Here is a 2,400-nt window from a genome sequence, read left to right on the forward strand (position 1 = left end):
TCTCAGACGAACAAATCAGTCAGCTGCGCAATCGGGTACGACGCACCAAGCATTCGAAGAAGGAGGCATCATGAAGTCATCGGCTCGCCGAACACTTGCGGCCAATCGGCGAAGGCGAGGTTGGTGGTGATCAGCAGCGAGGTGTTTTCGTAGAGTTTGCTGATCAGGTGGAACAACAACTGGCCGCCAGGCTGGCTGAACGGCAGATAGCCGAGCTCGTCGATGACGATGAGATCGTAGCGCAACAGCTTCTCGGACAACCGGCCACTACGACCGGCGGCCTTCTCCTGCTCCAGTTGATTGACGAGGTCGACCAGATTGAAGAAGCGTCCTCTGGCGCGGGCGCGAATGACCGCCGAGGCCACGGCGATGCATAGATGGGTTTTGCCAGTGCCGGTGCCGCCGATGAAGATTGCGTTGCGCTTGGCGTCGAGGAAGCCCCCGGAGGCGAGTTCACGCACCAGTCCTTCATCGACAGGCGTGTCCGCGAAGACGAACTTGTCGATGTCCTTGAGAACCGGGAACTTGGCTCCGCCGATACGATAGCTGGTCGAGCGGGCTTGCCGGTGGGTGCGTTCGGCCCGGATCAGGCTGGCGATCAGCGGATAGATCTCATCGCGCCGCGCAAGACCCTTACCGGCAATCTCATCGAAGCTGGCGCGCATGCCGTAAAGCTTGAGTTCGCTCATGGCTTCCAGAATCTCATGGCGTTCCATCAGGCGATCTTCCTTATGCTGTCGTAGCGGCCACAATCGGCCGCGGGTTCGATCTTCAGGCGCAGCGCGTCGGGCGTAATGATGCTGGGCGGCGGCGTGGGCTGCCGTCGGCGTGCCAGCACGGTCAGAATTACATCGCCACTAGCGAGGCCCGCTTCCAGCGCTTCGGCGCAGGCGCTTTCGACCGCGGCGAGCCCGTGATCGAGCACGGCGCCCAACACCTTGACGAACTGTCTGTCCCCGTCGGCGTGTTGCTTCAGTTTGGCGCGGACCTGGGTCAGGGCGGGTGGCAGAGCCCAATCCTTGAACGGCGCGCCGTTGCGCAAGGCACCGGGCTTCTTCATTAGTACCGGCAGATAATGCCAGGGATCGTAGATGATCTGGTCACGCCGGAAGTGGCGCGGATGGTCGGCGACCACCTCGTCGCCCAGCAAGACGACAATCCGTTCGGCATGGGAGCGCACCAGAACCATCCGGCCGGCGGCGCGCGCATCGACGCTGTAGCGATTGTGATCGGCCATGATCAGGCAAGTGGTGCTGGCCCTAACGGCCTTCTCGACGAACCCGTCGAAGGGGCCGCGAAGCTCCATCAGGCTCGCGCGTTCTTCCTGGAACACGTCCCAGATCGGCCGATCCTTGAACTCCGGATGCCTGGTTCGTTTGGCGTAGGCGATGCACTGATCTTCCAGCCACGCATTCAGCTCGGCGAGACTCTTGACCCGAGGCTTCGGCCGGAACATCTGGTCACGCAAGTTGCCAACCTGGTTCTCGACCTGACCTTTCTCCCATCCCGAGGCGGGTGTGCAGGCCACCGGGTCGATCAGATGGTGCGAGCACATTTGCAAAAAACGGCGGTTATACCGGCGCGCCTTGCCAACGAAGATCGCCTCGACCGCCGTCTTCATGTTGTCGTAGATGCCGCGCCGGCAAACCCCGCCATAGAACCGGAACGCCTTGTCATGCGCGTCGAACACCAACTCCTGAGTCTCGCGGAAGTAGACGCGCACAAACGGCATGCGGCTGTGCGACAGCTTCATGTGCGCCGCCTTGACCGTCAGCGGCAAGCCCTGGAGCGTGATCGTCTCGTGGCTCCAGTCAAACTGGTAGGCTTCCCCAGGCGCAAAGCTCATCGGCACATAGGCATGAGCCGGGACCCGGGCGCGTTCGTCGCGCCAGGACTTGACGAAGCGATGCACGCTGTCGTGCGCGCCGTCATATCCGCGCCCACGTAATTCCTCAAACAGCCGCTGCGTCGAGCGGCGTTCCCGCTTCGGCAGATTAGCTTCGGTTCCAAGGATCTCCGTCAGAGCCTCGACCCAGTCGCCAAGCTTAGGCGTCGGCTGAACGCCCCGCGCGTATTTGAACTCGGTCTTGTGGCCCCGAATGACCTTGCGCACCGTCGCGCGCGATACCAAAAGCGTGCGCACTATCTCCTTGATGGAGCGGTCCTGCTCGAAATAGGCGCGCCGTATCTCGCCGATCTTGTCCACGCCAATCATCCCCATCAGCCCTTCGCGGCCGACTGAAGCCAAAGGGAAGGACGCTGACACACAACGTCAAAGGGGGGTCTTTATTGGACGCGAAAACCACCCCTCAGGGGGTCATTATTGCAAGCGAATTTACACTCGGTAGCAGCCAGCGCAGTCGGACGACCGGTCGAGGTTCAAGCCTATGCCGATCGCAT

Annotated in this window: 2 protein-coding genes; both read right to left on the reverse strand. The window is 61.6% G+C overall.

Going from position 1 to position 2,400, the window contains the following annotated elements; translation table 11 throughout:
• Window positions 1-68: 68 nt before the first annotated feature.
• Window positions 69-689, reverse strand: a complete 621-nt coding sequence (gene istB / locus K359_RS56560) for an IS21-like element helper ATPase IstB (RefSeq protein ID WP_305728201.1) — start codon at window positions 687-689, stop codon at window positions 69-71.
• 26 nt (window positions 690-715) lie between these two features.
• The gene (gene istA, locus K359_RS0147650; protein WP_029085220.1) at window positions 716-2,215 is read right to left on the reverse strand and encodes an IS21 family transposase; all 1,500 of its coding nucleotides are present in this window, start codon (window positions 2,213-2,215) and stop codon (window positions 716-718) included.
• Window positions 2,216-2,400 lie beyond the last annotated feature (185 nt).

Origin of the sequence: Bradyrhizobium sp. th-b2 (genome assembly GCF_000426785.1) — a bacterium.
Taxonomy (GTDB): domain Bacteria; phylum Pseudomonadota; class Alphaproteobacteria; order Rhizobiales; family Xanthobacteraceae; genus Bradyrhizobium; species Bradyrhizobium septentrionale.